The organism is Bradyrhizobium sp. WSM1743 (assembly GCF_000473065.1).
In the GTDB taxonomy this organism is placed as follows: Bacteria; Pseudomonadota; Alphaproteobacteria; order Rhizobiales; family Xanthobacteraceae; genus Bradyrhizobium.
Window position 1 is genome coordinate 112,460 of sequence record NZ_AXAZ01000012.1, and the last position, 17,145, is coordinate 129,604.

Annotated in this window: 16 protein-coding genes; 4 read left to right on the plus strand and 12 right to left on the minus strand. The window is 65.4% G+C overall.

Translation table 11 applies throughout. The features are described 5' to 3' along the window. Positions 1–12: 12 nt before the first annotated feature. Genes YU9_RS0110330 through YU9_RS0110345 form a run of 4 tightly spaced genes read right to left on the minus strand, consistent with a single transcriptional unit; the run spans position 13 to position 4,248 of the window. On the minus strand, positions 13–1,062 hold the full coding sequence (locus YU9_RS0110330) for an ABC transporter substrate-binding protein (protein ID WP_027572751.1): 1,050 nt from the start codon (positions 1,060–1,062) through the stop codon (positions 13–15). 28 nt (positions 1,063–1,090) lie between these two features. After that, positions 1,091–2,398 (minus strand): FAD-binding oxidoreductase, encoded by a 1,308-nt coding sequence (locus YU9_RS0110335; RefSeq protein WP_027572752.1) that lies wholly within the window; start codon positions 2,396–2,398, stop codon positions 1,091–1,093. A gap of 15 nt (positions 2,399–2,413) precedes the next feature. Further along, a complete protein-coding gene (locus YU9_RS0110340) occupies positions 2,414–3,130 on the minus strand; it encodes an HAD family hydrolase (RefSeq protein ID WP_027572753.1) in 717 nt (238 codons plus the stop codon). Between the two features lie 35 nt (positions 3,131–3,165). Continuing rightward, a complete protein-coding gene (locus YU9_RS0110345) occupies positions 3,166–4,248 on the minus strand; it encodes an ABC transporter ATP-binding protein (RefSeq protein ID WP_027572754.1) in 1,083 nt (360 codons plus the stop codon). 212 nt (positions 4,249–4,460) lie between these two features. Here YU9_RS0110345 and YU9_RS0110350 point away from each other — a divergent pair, with 212 nt between their 5' ends. Next, positions 4,461–5,399 (plus strand): LysR family transcriptional regulator, encoded by a 939-nt coding sequence (locus YU9_RS0110350; RefSeq protein ID WP_027572755.1) that lies wholly within the window; start codon positions 4,461–4,463, stop codon positions 5,397–5,399. Between the two features lie 137 nt (positions 5,400–5,536). On the opposite strand, the gene uxuA is transcribed toward YU9_RS0110350, so the two are convergent. The 6 genes from uxuA to YU9_RS0110380 all read right to left on the minus strand — a co-directional run bounded on the left by uxuA (position 5,537) and on the right by YU9_RS0110380 (position 11,779). Continuing rightward, the gene (gene uxuA, locus YU9_RS0110355) at positions 5,537–6,727 is read right to left on the minus strand and encodes a mannonate dehydratase (protein ID WP_036017217.1); all 1,191 of its coding nucleotides are present in this window, start codon (positions 6,725–6,727) and stop codon (positions 5,537–5,539) included. 11 nt (positions 6,728–6,738) lie between these two features. Further along, complete coding sequence (locus YU9_RS0110360; RefSeq protein ID WP_027572757.1) at positions 6,739–7,788, minus strand: L-idonate 5-dehydrogenase; 1,050 nt, start codon at positions 7,786–7,788, stop codon at positions 6,739–6,741. Further along, positions 7,785–9,191: a TRAP transporter large permease gene (locus YU9_RS0110365; protein ID WP_027572758.1), complete on the minus strand. Its 1,407-nt coding sequence runs from the start codon at positions 9,189–9,191 to the stop codon at positions 7,785–7,787. Before YU9_RS0110365 ends, YU9_RS0110360 begins: the two co-directional genes overlap by 4 nt. A 4-nt stretch (positions 9,192–9,195) precedes the next feature. After that, a complete protein-coding gene (locus YU9_RS0110370; protein ID WP_027572759.1) occupies positions 9,196–9,774 on the minus strand; it encodes a TRAP transporter small permease in 579 nt (192 codons plus the stop codon). A 140-nt stretch (positions 9,775–9,914) separates the two neighbouring features. After that, on the minus strand, positions 9,915–10,880 hold the full coding sequence (locus YU9_RS0110375) for a sialic acid TRAP transporter substrate-binding protein SiaP (RefSeq protein WP_371259138.1): 966 nt from the start codon (positions 10,878–10,880) through the stop codon (positions 9,915–9,917). Between the two features lie 83 nt (positions 10,881–10,963). Beyond that, on the minus strand, positions 10,964–11,779 hold the full coding sequence (locus tag YU9_RS0110380; protein WP_027572761.1) for a FadR/GntR family transcriptional regulator: 816 nt from the start codon (positions 11,777–11,779) through the stop codon (positions 10,964–10,966). Positions 11,780–11,927: 148 nt separating this feature from the next. On the opposite strand from YU9_RS0110380, the gene YU9_RS0110385 reads away from it, so the two are divergent. Continuing rightward, positions 11,928–13,412, plus strand: a complete 1,485-nt coding sequence (locus tag YU9_RS0110385; RefSeq protein WP_027572762.1) for a mannitol dehydrogenase family protein — start codon at positions 11,928–11,930, stop codon at positions 13,410–13,412. A 94-nt stretch (positions 13,413–13,506) separates the two neighbouring features. Next, the gene (locus YU9_RS0110390; RefSeq protein ID WP_027572763.1) at positions 13,507–13,914 is read left to right on the plus strand and encodes a nuclear transport factor 2 family protein; all 408 of its coding nucleotides are present in this window, start codon (positions 13,507–13,509) and stop codon (positions 13,912–13,914) included. Between the two features lie 25 nt (positions 13,915–13,939). Here the strand turns inward: YU9_RS0110390 and YU9_RS0110395 are convergent, their stop codons facing one another. After that, entirely contained in the window at positions 13,940–14,716 is a 777-nt protein-coding gene (locus YU9_RS0110395) for an HAD family hydrolase (RefSeq protein ID WP_371259136.1), read from the minus strand. Positions 14,717–14,866: 150 nt separating this feature from the next. Here YU9_RS0110395 and YU9_RS0110400 point away from each other — a divergent pair, with 150 nt between their 5' ends. Then, entirely contained in the window at positions 14,867–15,715 is an 849-nt protein-coding gene (locus YU9_RS0110400; protein ID WP_027572765.1) for an SDR family oxidoreductase, read from the plus strand. 129 nt (positions 15,716–15,844) lie between these two features. On the opposite strand, the gene YU9_RS0110405 is transcribed toward YU9_RS0110400, so the two are convergent. Then, positions 15,845–16,732 (minus strand): dienelactone hydrolase family protein, encoded by an 888-nt coding sequence (locus YU9_RS0110405; protein WP_027572766.1) that lies wholly within the window; start codon positions 16,730–16,732, stop codon positions 15,845–15,847. Between the last annotated feature and the right edge of the window lie 413 nt (positions 16,733–17,145).

The following is a 17,145-nucleotide window of genomic DNA, read 5'->3' on the forward strand; positions in this document are numbered from 1 at the left end:
ACGCTGCCTCGCTTACTTCTGCATGAAGGACGCCCAGCGCTTCTCGGCCGCCTCGCCCGCGGGTGAGGACCACCAGGCGTAGGACATCAGCGCCTGCTTGGCCGCATTCGCCGGCTCGCTTGGCAATTGCGCGGCGCGCTCGGGCTTGATCACGCCGGTGTCGAACGCCTTCGGGTTACCGGGGCCGTAGTCAATGTGGAGCGGAAGGTTGGCCTGGTGCACGGGATCGACGGCCTCGTTGAGGAATTTCACCGCTGTGTTCAGATTCGGCGCACCCTTGAGGATGCACAGCGACGTGCTCTGCAGAATGCCTTGATTGTAGGTGAAAGAGACCTTTGCGCCCTCCTTCGCAACGGCGCTGACGCGGCCGTTCCAGGCCATCTCCATGTCGACCTCGCCGTCATTGAGCAGCTGCGCCGACTGCGCGCCCGAGGTCCACCACACCGTGATGTGCGGCTTGATCTCCTCCAGCTTCTTGAAGGCGCGGTCGACGTCGAGCGGATAGAGCTTGTCGGGCGCGACACCGTCGGCCATCAGCGCCGCCTCGAGCGTGGCGATCGGGTGGTTGCGCAGCGCCCGGCGGCCCGGGAATTTCTTCACGTCCCAGAAATCCGCCCAGCTGTTCGGCGCGTCCTTCGGGAACGTCTTCTGGCTGTAGGCGAGCACGCTGGAATAGAACTCGTAGGACACTGAATACGGGCTGCGATAGGCCTCGGGCATCGCCGCGGCGTTGGGGATTTTGGAGAAATCGAGCTTCTCGATCAGCCCCTGCTCGCCGCCGCGCAGGCAGTAGCCGGTCGGGGTGTCCACGACGTCCCAGATCGGCTTGCCGCTGCCGACCTGGGTCTTGATCGCGGGCCAGGCATCGGGAATGGAGTCCTGGTTGATGGTGATGCCGAGCTTCTTGGCGGAGGGATCGAGGATCGCCACCGTCTGCGCCTGCTGATAGGCGCCGCCTTGCGAGACGAAAGTGATCTGCTCGGCGGCCTGCGCCGTGGTGCCGCAGAGCGCGACCGCGCCCAACAGAGCATAGCCAAATCCGGAATTCCGTTTCGTCATCATCCTCGCCTCCTCCATCGCCAAAGTGATCTCACTGACCGATCGCATCGAGAAACTGGTACCAGCCGGCGACCATGCGCACGGCGGGCTCGCGCAGCGGATAGAACGGAATGGGCTTCATGCGCCTGACATCGAGCAGGCCGACGTCGGGCGTCTCGCCGCGCACGAAGGCAGCGAGATAGCGGCCCATCAGGCTCGACATCGCGACCCCGGCGCCGTTGTAGCCGAGCGAGACCAGCGTGCGGTCGTCGAGCCGGCCGATATGCGGCACCGAGTCTAGCGTCATCGCGACGAGGCCCGACCATTTGTAGGCCAGCGGGATATCGGCGAGATCGGGGAAGATGCCGACCATCGCCTTGCGCAAGGCGTCGAACGCGGCCTGCGAGTCCTGCTTGCCGAAGGCACCGCGGCCGCCAAAGATCACGCGATTGTCGACCATGCGAAACCAGCGCATCATGCGCTTGGTCTCGGTATAGGTTCTCCCCGTCGGCATCAGCCGACCTGCAAGATTGCGCGGCAGCTTTTCGGTGGCGATGATGGCGCTGCGGAACGGGATCAGCGTGCGCTGCATCTGGGCGGTGGCATCGGTCAGATCCGAATAGCTGTTGGTGGCGATGATCGCCTGCTTCGCCCGAACCGCGCCTTTCGGCGTCTCGGCGACGATGCCGCCATTCTCCCGCCGGAGTTTGACCACCGGCGATTCCTGGAAGATGGCAACGCCGCGGCGTGCGACACCATCGGCAAGGCCGCGCAGATAGTTCAGCGGATGGATGCCGCCCGAGCCGGGATTGAGCACGCCGCCGACGAAGGCATCGGAGCCGGTCTCCTCGCGCACGCCGTTCTTGTCGAGAATGCGGACCTCGGCGGAGCCCATCTCGCGCGTCATCCAGTTGGCCTCGTCGACCGCGGCCCGGAGCGTCGTCTCGTTATGTGCTGCCTTGACCTGGCCGGTACGCGTGAGCTGGGCGCTGGTGATGCCGAACTCGCTGACGAGCTCTTCGACCATGTCGGTCGATTCATGCGCAATCTCGTACATGCGGCGCGCCATGGCGCGGCCGTGCACCGCATCGATCTCGCGGAACGAGAGGCGGAATTTTGCCGTGATCACCCCGCCATTGCGGCCGCTTGCGCCCCAGCCGGGGCGGTTGGCCTCCAACACGACCGGCGCGAGCCCGCTCTTGGCGATGTGGTGCGCGGCGGAGAGGCCGGTGTAGCCGGCACCGATGATCACAACATCCGCCCGCTGATCGCCCGACAGCACGGGATAGTCGCGCGCCGGCTCCGCCGTGGCTTCCCACAGCGAATTGGCCGATGGCAGCGCGCTCCAGTCCCGTGTCATGCCGCCGCCCCTCCGTCACGCCGCCGGACCGATCGCGGCGTCGGCGAGCGCCTTCAGCGTCGGATAATGGAAGTCCGGCTTGGTCAGCGTCTCCACCGCCGGCGTGCCGCCGAAGCCGGCGATGCCTTGGCGGCGCTCGATCCAGCACACCTTGTAGCCGAGCTTCCGCGCGATCCCGATATCGTGGTATTGGCTCTGCGCGACGTGCAGGATGTCGGACTGCTTGTAGCCGAAGGCGGACTGGCGCCCTTTGTTATAGGCGAAGAATTCCGGATTCGGCTTGGCTACGCCGGTGTCGTCGGCGCAGACCGTGTCGTCGAAGGGATCGCCGAGCGCATGCGCGTAACAGGAGAGCGCGACGCGGTCGGCGTTGGTCATCGCAACCAGGCGGAATTTCGTCCGCAGACGCTTGAGCGCCTCGATCGAATCCGGGAACGGTCCCCAGCGCAGCACCGCGAGCTGGAACGCGTCGCAGGACGCATCGTCGGCCGGCAGCCCGAGCTCCTTGCCGAGATAGCGGTAGACGTGGAACATCACCTCGCTCGAGCGCTCGTAATGCTTGTCGCGGCCGCGCTTGTAGGATTCGAAGACCTGGTCATCGCTGAGCTCGGCCGGCGTTTTGCCGGAGATCCTGCGCACCGCGGCGAGCACGCCGGTCTCGAAGTCGATCAAGGTGCCGACGACGTCGAAAGTGAGAACCTTGAAATTGCTGAACGCGGCTTGGGTCGACATTTTGGTTTCTTCTCTCGGGTTGGATGAGGCTGAGTTCAGTCCCCCACCCTGGGGACGACAATCGTGTCCTCGGGGTGGAGCGTCACGGTGAGGCTGCCGCCGAGCGGTGGAATGCGGCTATAGGCCTGGTGGTAGGCCGGCTGGCGCAGGCTGAGCGCGATGCCGTCGGCGAGCGCGAGGAAGATGCGCAGGCTCTCGCCCTGATAAACGACGTCGGTGACCGTTCCGGTCAGCCGGTTGCAGGCGGCATCCTGCGCGCCGTCGTCGATCAGCAGTTTCTCGCTGTGCACAGCGAGCATCAGCGCGTCGCCATCCGGAATGGCGCGGGCGCTGCGCAGCAGCGCATTGCCGAGCGCGACGCAGGCCGCATCGACACGGCGAACGGGCAGCATCGTCGCCTCCCCGATGAAGCTCGCTACGAAGGAATTTGCCGGATAATCGTGCAGCCGTTCGGGCGCGTCGATCTGGATCAGCCTGCCGTCCTTCATCACCGCGACGCGGTCGCTCATGGTCAGCGCCTCGCGCTGGTCATGGGTGACATAGATGATTGTGGCGCCGATGCGCTTGTGCAGCGCGCGCAGCTCGATCTGCATGGATTCGCGCAGCTGCTTGTCGAGCGCGGAGAGCGGCTCGTCCATCAGGATCAGGCGCGGCTCGAAGATCATGGCGCGCGCCAGCGCCACACGCTGGCGCTGTCCGCCGGAAAGCTGCGCAATGCCACGCTCTTCATATCCGGCAAGGCCGACCATCGCGAGCGCCGCGCGCACCTTGTCAGGCCAGCTCGCTTTCGGCAGCCGGCGCGCGCGCAGGGGAAAGGCGACGTTCTCGCCGACGCTCATATGCGGGAACAGCGCGTAGTTCTGGAAGACGACGCCGAGATCGCGCTTGTGCGGCGGCATGTAGGTGACGTCGCGGCCGCCGAACAGGATCCTGCCCGACGAGGGCAGGATGAAGCCGCCCAAAATGCCGAGCAGCGTGGTCTTGCCGGAACCGGACGGACCGAGCAGCGAGACGAATTCGCCGGCGCCGACATTGAGGGACACGTCGTCGAGGGCGCGAACGGGGCCATAGGCCTTGCTCGCGGATCTGATCTCGACGCTTTCCGCTCGTTTGTCCAACGATCGACCTCGCCTCATTCCCGCAACGGCGCGCCTCACTGCGCGCCATAAGCCTACTTTATAGACAGGGGAGCTGACGCACTCACGGTCGAAGCGTGCACCGCACCATCTCTTCTCTCGCAAGCCCAGTCTTTAAGCTGTCATGCCGATGACACCAGACTTGGTAAAACTCGGCAATTGCCAAATTCTCACGCGGCTCATAACATGGCGTTATGCCCGAGCTGCGCCGCATGCTGCCTTCCAGTAACGCCCTGTTCGTCTTCGACGCGGCGGCGCGCAATGGTAGCTTCACCGCGGCGGCGGCAGAGTTGAATGTCACGCAGCCGGCGGTGAGCCGAATGCTCGGTCAGTTCGAGGAGCATCTCGGCGTTCGCCTGTTCGACCGCAAGGCGGGACGCGCGGTACTCACCGAAGAAGGCGAGCTCTTGTATCGCCGCGTGCTCGAAGGCTTTCGCAGCATCGAGAGCGGGCTCGTGGAAATCGAACGGCGGCGCAAGGGCACCGAGACGGTGACGCTGTCGGTCTCCTCCGCCTTCACCACGCATTGGCTGATGCCCCGCATCGACAAGCTGCAGAAGCAGTTTCCGCAAGTCGATCTGCGCTTCCAGCTGATTTCCGGCGCGCTGCGCGGGCCGGTCGAGAATGTCGATCTCGGCATGCGCTTTCGCGATCGCGACGAGCCGTCGTCCGGCGGCACGCTGATCATGAAGGAGGTCATGCTGCCGATGTGCAGTCCGGGCTATCTTGGTGAGAGCGATCCCGCGGAAGGCAACACCATCATCCGGCTTGCGGAGACGCCTGGCGATTGGGCGGCGGATTACGCTTCGCTCCTCACCGGGCGCCGCGGCGCAGCCAAGGCGCTGAGCTTCACCGATTATGCCGTCGTGGTGCAGGCCGCGCTGCTCGGCCAGGGAATCGCGCTCGGCTGGCTGACGGTCGCCTCGCACTGGCTTCTCACCGGCGCACTGGTGCCTGCCTCCGACAGGCTCACCACCACGCGGCGTCTCTGCGAGTTCCTGCCGCCGCGCAACCGCGCGATGCGCCCGATCGCCGCCGAGATCCGGGACTGGATCATCGCCCAGATGAAAAGCGAGATCGCCGCGATCGACCGGCTCTACCCGAAGCTCGGCGCGATGGACGCGTGTTACTAAGCAGGCGGTCTTGGGGCGAAGCCCCGCTCTCTCCACGTCATTGCGAGCGCAGCGAAGCAATCCAGAGTCTTTTCCGCGGAGGGATTCTGGATTGCTTCGCTCCGCTCGCAATGACGATGTCGACAGAGCTTTGGCCTCTATCGATGCTCGATCGCCCTGATCGCGCCGCGGAGTTCGGCGAGGCCGCGCAGGCGGCCGATCGCGGTGTAGCCGGGATTGGTGCGCTTGGTGGCGGCGAGATCATCGAGCATGCGGTGGCCGTGGTCCGGGCGGAACACGATTTTCTTGTCTCGTGAGCGCTGAGCGTTCTCCTTCAACAGCGCCTTGAGCACCGCGATCATGTCGACGTCGCCGTCGAGATGATCGGACTCGTAGAATGACAGGCCATCCGCCTCGCGCTTGGTCGCGCGCAGATGGGCGAACGCAATGCGCGGACCGAAGCGCTCCGCCATTTCGGGCAGATTGTTCTCCGCGCGCACGCCGAGCGAGCCCGTGCACAGGCAGATGCCGTTCGCCTTCGACGGCACGGCATCGAACAGCGCCTGATAATCGTCCGCGCTGGAGGCAATGCGCGGCAGGCCGAACAGTGGCCGCGGCGGATCGTCCGGATGCAGCGTCAGGGAGACACCGAGCTGCTCGGCGACCGGCGCGACCCGCGCGAGGAACTCGGCGAGATGCTGCCGCAGGATCTTTGGCGTGATGTCGCGATAGCTCTCCAGCCGGTCTCGGAATTGCGGGATGGTCATCGGCTCGGTGGTCGAGCCCGGCAGCGCGCTGGCGATGACCATGACGAGATAGTCGATATCGGCCTGGCTCATCTGGTCGAACAGCTTTTTCGCGCGCGCCTGCTGCTCGGGCGAATAGTCCTGCGCAGCGGCCGGACGCTTGAGGATATGCAGCTCGAATGCCGCGAAGCGGTCCTGGTCGAACCGCATGGCGCGGGCGCCGTTCGGCAGCTCCCATTCGAGATCGGTGCGGCACCAATCGACGACAGGCATGAAATTGTAGCAGATGATCTTGATGTCGCTGGCGGCCACCGCCTCCAGGCTCGCGATCCACGCTTCGATCGACTTCGTCCCCTTTCCGCCGAGCCGCTTGACGTCGTCGGGAATCGGAATCGATTCCACCACCGACCAGGTCAGCTGCGAGCGGCCGGGCTGGCCGTTCTCGATAAAATTCTTGCGCTCCTCGACCGCCTTGCGCGTCCAGGATTCGCCGATCGGCACCTGATGCAGTGCCGAGACGATATCGCTCGCCCCGGCCTGCCTGACATCATCGAGCGAGACCGGATCATCCGGCCCGTACCAGCGCCATCCCTCCAGCATCATGGATCTCTCCATCAATTCGCGGTCAGCACGACCTTGACGCTCTGCGAGCGGTCGAGCGCCAGCCGCAGCGCGTCGGGCGCGGTCGACAGCGGCCGCTCGGCGGTGACCAGCGACAGCACATCGACGCTGCCGTTGCCGATCAGTTCCACCGCATTCATGAACTCGAAGCCGAAGCGGAACGAGCCGCGCAGATCGATCTCCTTGGCCATCACCGCGTTCGAGGGCGTCGGGATCTGGCCGCCGGGCAGATTGCCGATCTGCACCACGACACCGCCGCGCCTGACGATGCCGATCGCGCTGGCAAGGCCTGCAGCCGTGCCGGAGACCTCGAAGGCAACATCGTAAGGACGTGCGGCGGCCTGCGCCTTCAGGCCCTCCTCACCTCCCGCAACGTTCTCGACGTGCGAGGCACCAAGCCGGCTGGCAAACGTCAGAGGCGCCGGTGCGATGTCGGCGACCGTGATGTCGGCCATGCCGGCGCGGCGCGCGGCGAGCATGGTCAGAAGCCCGATCGGGCCGGCACCAAAAATGATGCCGCGCTTGCCCTCGATATTGCCGGCGCGGGCGACCGCGTGGAGGCAGACCGCGAGCGGCTCGGCCAGCGCCGCGGCCTGATAGGACACGTGGTCCGGAATCTTCACGCACTGCGCCGGGATTGCGTCGAAGTAATTGGCGAAGCCACCCTGCATGTGCGGCGTCTTCGACGCCGAGCCCATGAAGTAGATGTTCTCGCACAGGTTCGGCCGGCCTTCGCGGCAGGCGACGCAATGGCCGCACCAGCGCGACGGGTTGACGGCAACGCGGTCGCCGACCTTCAGCTTGGCAGCAGTGCCGGAGATCTCCACGACCTCGCCGGAGATCTCGTGGCCGAGCACCAGCGGCGACTTCACCACGAAATCGCCGGTGCGGGCATGGCGGAAATAGTGCATGTCCGAGCCGCAGATGCCGCCGGCGCCAAAGCGGATGCGCACCATGCCCTGGCTAAGCTTGTCGAGCGGATGCTCGATCATGCGCAGATCTTCGGGGCCGAACAGGGTTGCGGCGAGAGCGGTCGAGGTCATTTGGAGAGTCCCATGTATTTTGGCAGCCAGAGGGTCAGGTCGGGAATGTAGGTGATCGCGATCAGCGCGAGCAGCAGCGGCACCAGCCAGGGCAGGATCGCGACCGTCGTGCGCTCGACCGAGAGTTTTGCGACGCGGGCGAGCACGAACAGCACCATGCCGAGCGGCGGATGCAGCAGGCCGATCATCAGGTTCAGCGTCATGATCAGGCCGAAATGGATCGGGTCGATGCCGAGCTTGAGCACGATCGGCAGCAGGATCGGCACCAGGATGGTGATCGCCGCAGTCGTGTCGATGAAGCAGCCGACGAACAGGATCAGCACGTTGGCGAGCGCCAGGAACACCCATTTGTTGTGGGTGATGCTGAGCATCCAGTCCGACAGCATCTGCGCCGCCTGCGACACCGTGAGCAGCCAGGCGAAGATCGAGGCGGCGGTGACGATGAACAGCACCGAGGCCGTTGTCTCGATGGTGTCGAAGGTCGCCTTCGCCACCGTTTGCAGCGTCATGGTCCGGTAGCGCACGAGGCCGAGGAACAGCGACCAGATCACGGCGGCGACCGCGGCTTCCGTCGGCGTGAACCAGCCGAGCGTCATGCCTCCGATCAGGATCACCGGCGCCATCAGCGCCATCACCGCCGAGAAATCGAAATACCAGTCGATCAGGAGCAGCGTGCCGAGGCCGATCACGACCGCCATGTTGACCGAGAGGCCGGCGAGCACCATCAGCCAGATCGCCATCGGGAACGACAGCACGATCAATATCTCGAGGCCGGCCGAGCCGAGCTGCGGCCAGGAGAACGGCGTGTCACTGCCCCATTTGTTCTTGTGCGCGAAATAGGTGACGGTGGCCATCATGAACAGCGTCAGGACGACGCCGGGAATGACGCCGCCGAGGAACAGCGCGCCGATCGAGACGTTCGCCATCATGCCGTAGATCACGAACGGCAGCGACGGCGGGATGATCGGCCCGAGCGTCGCCGAGGCCGCGGTGACGCCGACCGAGAACTCGGTGGAGTAGCCGTGGTCCTTCATCGCCTTGATCTCGATGGTGCCAAGACCGGCGGCATCCGCGATCGCGGTGCCGGACATGCCGGAGAAGATCACCGAGCCGATGATGTTGACGTGACCGAGGCCGCCACGCATCCACCCCACCAGAGCGACCGCAAACTTGTAGATGCGCCCGGTGACGCCGGCGATGTTCATGAGGTTGCCGGCCAGGATGAAGAACGGCACGGCAAGCAGCGGAAAGCTCTCGACACCAGCGATCATGCGCTGCGCCAACGTGACGTCGGGTGTTACGCCGCTGACCAGGATGTAGAGCAGCGACGACACGGCCATGGCGATCGCCACGGGAACGCCGAGCAGCATCAGGATCAGAAAGCCTCCGAGCAAGAGCAGCATGGTCTTATCCTTCCGATCCGTCGTAGGCACCGGGACGTTCGAGGACCGAGTAGCCCTGCCGCCAGTTCTGTAGCGCCACCTGCACCGAGCGTGCGAACATCAGCACGAAGCCGAGCAGCACGGCGTAATAGACGTAGTTCTTGGCAAAATTGATCGTGGTCATCTGCTCGTCGCCGATGATCTGGATATAGACCCAGACCAGCTTGGTGGCGTAGCCGAAGAAGGCGATCCGGATCAGGTCGATCGCGGTCGACAGCACGCGCCCTACTGGATGCGGCAGATAGCGATAGACGAGGTCAACCTGGATGTGCCGCGACAGCCGCACGCACATCGAGGCGCCGATGAAGACCACGCCGATGAGGCAGTAGGTCGCGATCTCCTCGGTCCAGGCGTAGCTGTCGTTGAGCACGTAGCGGGTGAAGAACTGGAGGAAGACGGCGAGCGCCATCACCCAGAAGATCGCCAGCGCCACCCAGTCCTCGAAGGCGTAGATGCCGAGATCGACCTTCGGCGTCGCCTCCTCCTCGAAGGTATGGGCGATCTCGTCCGCGGTGATCTGCCGGTGGATTTCGGCGGTGGACATGGGGGCACTCCTCAAGCATCTCAGTCGTCATTCCGGGGCGGCTCGACGGGATCGCGCAAAGTGCGGCCCGGAGAGCCGAACCCGGAATCTCGAGGTTCCGGGTTCGACGCTGACGCGTCGCCCCGGAACGACGGGGCTAGTCATTTCACCGCCTGGATCTTCTCCCAATCAGCCTTGCGATAGCCGAACGTCTCGAACGCGACGTTCTTCAGCACGGTGTCGCGGAATTCGTTCTTGTCGACCTCGGTCACGGTCAGCCCCTTTTCCTTGAAGAAGGCGACCAGCTTGGCTTCGTTCTGCTTGATCTCCCCGGTGGCCTTGGCTGCTGCCTCCTGCGCCACGTCGGTGAAGATCTTCTTGTCCTCGTCGCTGAGCTTCTTCCAGAGCGCACCGGCGATCACGGTGTTGAGGTGGTCGACGATGTGGCCGGTCAGCACGATGTGCTTCTGCACCTCGTAAAACTTCTTGGCCTCGATCGTGGTCAGCGGATTCTCCTGCGCCTCGACCGTGCCGTTCTGGAGCGCGAGGTAGACTTCGGCAAACGCGATCGGCGCGGTGTTGGCGCCGCAGGCGCGCGGCATTGCGAGGTAGGCCGGAACGTCGGGCACGCGCATCTTCAGGCCCTTCATGTCGGCACAGGTCTTGATCGGCTTGTTCGACGAGGTCTGGCGCACGCCGTAATAGGTCACCGCGACGATATGGTGGCCGCTCTTGTCCTCGTACCCCTTGGCGAGCTCCTTGAAGATGTCGCTCTTGGTGTAGGCGAGCAGATGATCGGCGTCGCGGAAGGTGTAGGGATAATAGGTCACGCCGATCGGCGGAAAGCTCTTGGCTGCGAAGCTCGAGCCGGAGATGATGATGTCGACCGAACCGAGCGACAGGCCCTGATTGATGTCGGCTTCCTTGCCGAGCTGGGAGGCCGGATAGACTTCGATCTGGTAGCGCCCGTTGGTGCGCTTGCCGATCTCCTGCGCGGCCCAGACCGATGCGGTGTGGAACGGCTCCGAGGTCTCGTAGACGTGGGCCCATTTGAGCTTGGTCTGCGCCATGCTCGCGCTGGTCGCTGCCAGCAGCGTGGCGGCGGAGATCGCCGCGGCAATCGTCATCTTCTTCAACATCGACTTTTCCTCCATCGTTCAAGTCTGCTTCTTGTTCGCCCGCGTCCGAAGCGGATGCGGGCCGCCCAATCTCATCGCCGCCGCGCGCCGCTGCTCGCGGCTGGCTTCTTCTTCGGCGCATGTTTCGGTTTCGACGGTTTTGCCGCCGATCGCACCGTGCGGCTTTGCCCCGAAGCCGGTCCCGCCGCGGTCTCGGCACCGAAATTCTGCGCAAAACGTTCCTGGGATCGCGCCAGATGAGCGCGCATGGCTTCACGCGCGGCGGCCGGATCATGCGCCGCGATCGCGTCGCGCACGGCGCGATGCTCGTCGAGCGCCGTGCGCCACGTGCCCGGGCTCTCGAAATAATGTGCGAGCTGCGCGAAATAGGGATTGAGACGCTGGTCGAACAGCTCGCCGACCACCCGCACCAGCACGGCATTGCCGAGGCTTCCGGCAATCGCGACATGGAACGCGCGGTCGTGCACCATCGAGGCTTCGCCGGGATGCTCGACGTTCTCCATCGCGACCAGGGACGCATCGATGCGGGCGACGTCATCCTCTGTCGCCACGCGCGCGGCCTGCTCGGCAATGGCGCTTTCCAGGAATTCGCGGGCCCGCAGCAGCTCGAATGGCCCCTCGATGACGGACGCGGGTGCGGGCGCGGCGACGGCGGCGGGCTCGATCACATAGATGCCGGAGCCGACGCGAATGCGGAGGCGGCCCTCCACCTCGAGCGCGATCAAGGCTTCGCGCACCGTCGGCCTGGACACCTTGAGCTGCTCGGCGAGCTCGCGCTCGGTCGGCAAGCGGCTGCCGACCGCGTACTCGCCGCTGTCGATCAGGCTTCGCAATTGATCGGCGACCTGGCGATAGAGCCGTCTCGCCTCCACAGCTTCCAGCGGCACGCTGGTCCTCCCGAAAGGGTCTCGCGCAGCGCCTCCCGAGACGCCCGCGGCCCGCCAATTTTGGAAAATTGGTCTTACCAATTGACCGGAGCATTGACCGAGGACGGGCGCCATGTCAAGCAGCGGCCAAACACAGGGAGAGACGACCATGCGCCAGAGTTCGATGCGTCTTGGCCGCGCCAATCTCGACCGGCTGCCGCCAGCCATCCGCCGCCCGGCCTATGATCGTTCGCGCGTCACGCCCGGCATCGTGCATCTCGGCCTCGGGGCGTTTCATCGCGCGCACCAAGCGGTTGTCATCGATGACTGCCTTGCCGCCGGCGCCACGTCCTGGGGCATCGTCGGCGCCAGCCTGCGCAGCCCGCACACGCGCGACGCCCTCGCCCCGCAGGATCATCTCTACACGGTTGCCATACGCGCCGCCGAAGGCACCGAGCACCGCGTCATCGGCGCCCTGCTCGACAGCGTCGTCGCGCGCGAGAACCCGGCGCGGCTGGTCGAGCGCATGGCCGATCCCGCCACCCGCATCGTCTCGCTGACGGTCACCGAGAAGGGCTACTGCCACACGCCGCAGACCGGCGACCTCGACGAGCGGCATCCCGATATCGTGCACGATCTCAACAATCTCGATGCGCCGCGCTCGGCACCCGGCTTCATCGTCGCCGCCCTGGCACGCCGGCGGGCGCTGGGCGCCACGCCGTTCACCGTGCTGTGCTGCGACAACCTCGCCGCCAACGGCCACACCGTGCAGCGGATCGTGACGCAGTTCGCCGCGCTGCGCTCGAAGGATCTCGGCAAATTGATCGCGGATGCGGTCGCCTTCCCCTCGACCATGGTCGACCGCATCGTGCCGGAGACGACGGATCGCGACCGCGATGCGGTCGCATCGGCGCTGGGCATGCGCGACGCCTGGCCGGTCATGACCGAGCCGTTCACGCAATGGGTGGTCGAGGACCGCTTCACGGCGGGCCGGCCGGACCTTGCCGCTGCGGGTGTCGAGCTCGTCACAGACGTCAGGCCGTTCGAGTTGATGAAGCTGCGGCTGCTCAACGCCAGCCATTCCGCGCTTGCCTATCTCGGCTATCTCTCAGGCTACGAGACCATCGCCGACACCATGCAGGATCCGCATTTTGCGCGCCTTGCCGCGCAGGTGATGGAAGAGGCCGCGGTAACGCTGACCATGCCATCAGGCACGGATCTCGCCGCGTATCGCGCCTCGCTGCTGAAGCGCTTCGCCAATCCGGCGTTGCATCACCGCACCTGGCAGATCGCGATGGACGGCTCGCAGAAGCTGCCGCAGCGGCTGCTCGGCGCGATGCAGGATCGCCTTGCCAGGAACCTGCCGATCGCAACGCATGCGCTCGCGGTGGCCGGCTGGATGCGCTACGTCACCGGCCTCGACGAGAAGGGCCGACCGATCGACGTGCGCGATCCACTCGCCGGCGAGTTCGCCGCGCTGGCGCGCGAGGCGGGACCTGTTGCCGAGCGGCTCGCGCCCGCACTGCTCGGTGTGGCAAAGGTGTACGGCCCGCTCGGCGCCGAGCCGCGCCTGCGCGAGGCCGTCACGGCGGCGCTCGGCCGCCTCTACAAGGATGGCGCGCGGCAGGCCGTAGCAATGCACGTCTCGGCGTGAGCACAAAGTGGGCAGCATCTTGGATGCTGCACTGCGGCCAAAATCGACGGAAGTCGCGCTTGATTTTTGCCTGTCATTGGCTCACGCGAGAGCGATGGGAAAGGACACCAAGGTCATCGCCGCCAACGCGGCCTTCTACGCCGCGTTCTCAACGGGCGATTTCGCCGGCATGGAACGGATGTGGGCGGATGACGACCGCATTTCCTGCATCCATCCCGGCTGGCCGGCCATCATCGGGCGCGCCACAGTGATCGGAAGCTGGCGCGATATCCTGCAAAACCCGCAGCGGCCGCAGATCGTCTGCGCAGAGCCGCAGGCGATCGTCGACGGCGACAGCGCCCGCGTGCTCTGCATCGAGATCGTCGACGGCACCGCCTTGGCCGCCGCCAACCATTTTCGCCGCGTCGGCGACGACTGGCGCCTGGTGCACCATCAGTCCAGCCCGATCGCGCAGATTGTCGAGCAAGCCGAGGACGATAGGACCAGTCACCGCGTCCACTGAAGGGCGACGATCACGCGAGCGTGATCTACTGTGCATGGGGTTGTTTTTCAGTTTTTTGTTTGGCGATCCCGAGGTCCGACAGATCATCCAGCACGACCCGCGCCGCGGTGAAGTCATCGTCCGCAAAGAACATGCTGCGCGTGATCAGAACCGGGATGCCGGCGCGCGAGGCCGCGACCAGGCCGTTGGCGGAATCCTCGATCGCAACGCACTCGGCGGCGCCCAGCTTCAGCCGCGCCAGGATCTCGAGATAGACGTCCGGCGCAGGCTTCTTGTGCCTGACATCATCGCCGGCGACGATCGCCTCAAAATCCGCGGCCCAGCGCTTGCCCAGCGCCTGCGAGAGCAGCGCGTCGATATTACCGTGCGAGGTGGTGGTCGCAATTGCAAGCCGTTGGCCCCGCGCCCTCGCCGCAATGAGCAGATCCGTCACGCCGGGCCTTAAGGGACAGCAGCCGGTCTCGAACAGCTCGGCATAATGCGCGGTTTTGATGCGGTGGAGCTCTGCAATGTCCATGTCCGATAATGGCGGAGCGGTCCCCAGCCTCTTGTGGTAGGCGCGCATGCGCTCCTTGCCGCCCGTGACCCGCAACAGGTCCTTGTAGACGGCGCGGTCCCACTGCCAGTCAAGACCGTGGCGGGCGAAGGCAAGGTTGAAGGCCTGCCGATGCAGCTCCTCGGTCTCGGCGAGGGTGCCGTCGATATCGAAGATCAGCGCGACCGCGCGCCGGATCAGCTCGTTGGCGTCGCATCGCACCGTCGCGGGTGCCTCCGCCTGCGTGATCGACCCGGTCGCCAACAACGTCTGCCTCCCGACCTACCTCTGACGAGCGAGCATCCCGCGAAGTGGCAGGCGAGACAAATCGCAATATCTTTTGCCGGACCCAAAAATCTCTTATGAGCGAAAGGCGCGGCTGGCGCGAACGGGAACTCAGACCTGCACGGGAGACGCATGCGGCTCTTCATCCTAGGCCTCGGCTACAGTGCCCGGCACTTCGTCCGCACACACGGCGACAGCTTCTCGCATGTCGCCGGCACTGTGCGCGACCCCGCGCAGCGGAACGATCTCGCCGGCCTCGAGGCGCATCCGTTTTCGGGTAGCCGTCCCTCGCGCGAAACGGTGCAACGAGTTCACGACGCCGATGTCCTCCTGGTGTCGATCCCGCCCGGCAGCACCGGCGATCCCGCGATCGCGGCGTTCGGCGACGTGCTCCAGGGGAGCCGTCGCAGGATCGTCTATCTCTCCACCATCGGGGTGTACGGTGATCACGGCGGTGCATGGGTCGACGAGAGCACGCCGCCGCAGGCAGCCCTCGACCGCACGCGCATGCGGGTTGCTGCGGAGCAGGCCTGGATGGACACGGCGCGCGGCAATGCCGTGATCCTGCGGCTCGCCGGCATCTACGGTCCCGGCCGCAATGCGCTGGCGACGCTGCGCGCGGGGACGGCGAGGTGCATCATCAAGCCCGGACAGGTCTTCAACCGCATCCACGTCGATGACATCGCGAGCACGATCATGGCCGCTGTTCATCACCCGGGCGGCGGCGTTTGGAACGTCTGCGACGACGAGCCTGCGCCGCCACAGGACGTTATCACCTATGCCGCGCAGCTGATGGGCATTGCACCGCCGCCTGAAGAAGAGTTCGCGGCTGCCGAGATGTCGGCAATGGCCCGCAGCTTCTATGCCAGCAGCGCGCGTGTCTCCAACGCAAAATTGAAGCGCGAGCTCGGCGTCACGCTGGCCCACCCCACCTATCGACACGGCCTCGACGCACTGTGGCGCGCAGGCGAAGGACGATAGCAGGCAGGCGCCGCCGAAGCGCCGGAAAGGCCCAGAGCAAATGCAGATCGCCTTCGGGCGGTCTGAGCGCGCGCCTCGTCCTTCGAGACGACCGCTTCGCGGTCCGCGCCGCCCTCTTGATCTCCAGCGTCAGCTCAAGACGCCGTACTTCTTGAACCAAGCCTCGGCCCGCTTCCAGGCGTCTTCCGCGGCGTCCTTGCGGTAACTGCCGCGATAGTCGGCATGGAAGCCGTGCGGCGCTTCGGGGTAGATCTTGAAGTCGGCCGTCTTCTTGCTCTGCTCGAGCGCTGCCTTCATCTGCTCGACCTGGGCGACGGGAATGCCGGTATCGGCGCCGCCGTAGAGGCCGAGCACCGGCGCCTTCATCTCGGGCGCGAGCTGCATCGGGCTCTTCGGCCACAGCGGATTGGCAGGATCGACCAACGTACCGTAGAAGGCAACGCCCGCCTTGAGAGCGCCGCTGTGGGCGGCATACTCCCTGACCGTGCGGCCGCCGCGGCAGAAGCCGATGATGCCGAGCCTGGTAGTATCGCCGCCTTGCGATCCTGCCCATGCCACCGTCGCATCGAGATCGGACAACGACTCGGCGTCCGGCTTCGCATTCACCACCGGCAGCAGGTCCTTGACGTCCGAGACCTTGGTCAGATCGACGCCCTTGCGGAAATAATAGTCGGGCGCGACCGCGAACGCACCGAGCTTGGCAAGGCGCCGCGTCACGTCCTTGATGTATTCGTGCAGGCCGAAGATCTCCATCGCCACGATGATCACCGGCGCCTTGGTGTTGCCGGCGGGCCGGGCGAGATAGGCGGGCATCTCCTCGGAGCCGACCTTGATCCTGGCATCGCCAGCCCCAAGACCATTGGTGTCGGTCGTGACCACCTCGGCGCGCACCGGCCCGGCCGCAAGCGTATACCCTGCCGCCACGGCCGCAGTGGCACTCATGAATCCGCGGCGCGAGACCGGGGCGTTCTTTGTCAGCCCGACGACGTCGGGCGTCATGGTGGTCTCGAAGCTCATTGGTCCATTCCTTCCTGCTGATTGCCATCCCCCGGAGGCGACGCATTCGCCAATAGTTGCCGGCGGAACGCAAGTCACCAGCCTGCGAGCACGCTCGCTTTCACGCCAAGCCACGACGGCCGGCGATCGCGCAAGCCGCGGCTGCTTGAAGGATTCGAGGATGTTGCCGAGAGTGGCGGCCAACGCGACACGGCTGGCGTTGAACGGCGCTGGATTCCCAACGACACTCCGACATTCCCTGGATCGCGCGTGCCGAACTTAACCCTCTAGCTGCATTGCATCGCAACATCCATTAACCGAAAAATGCGGTTCTTTTCCTGCCGGCCGGTCCGTCAGACGTCGCATGGAATGCTCTTGTTCGCGCACTCGACAGGCTCAACCGCAACAAATGGCAATCGCGGCGGCGACAATGA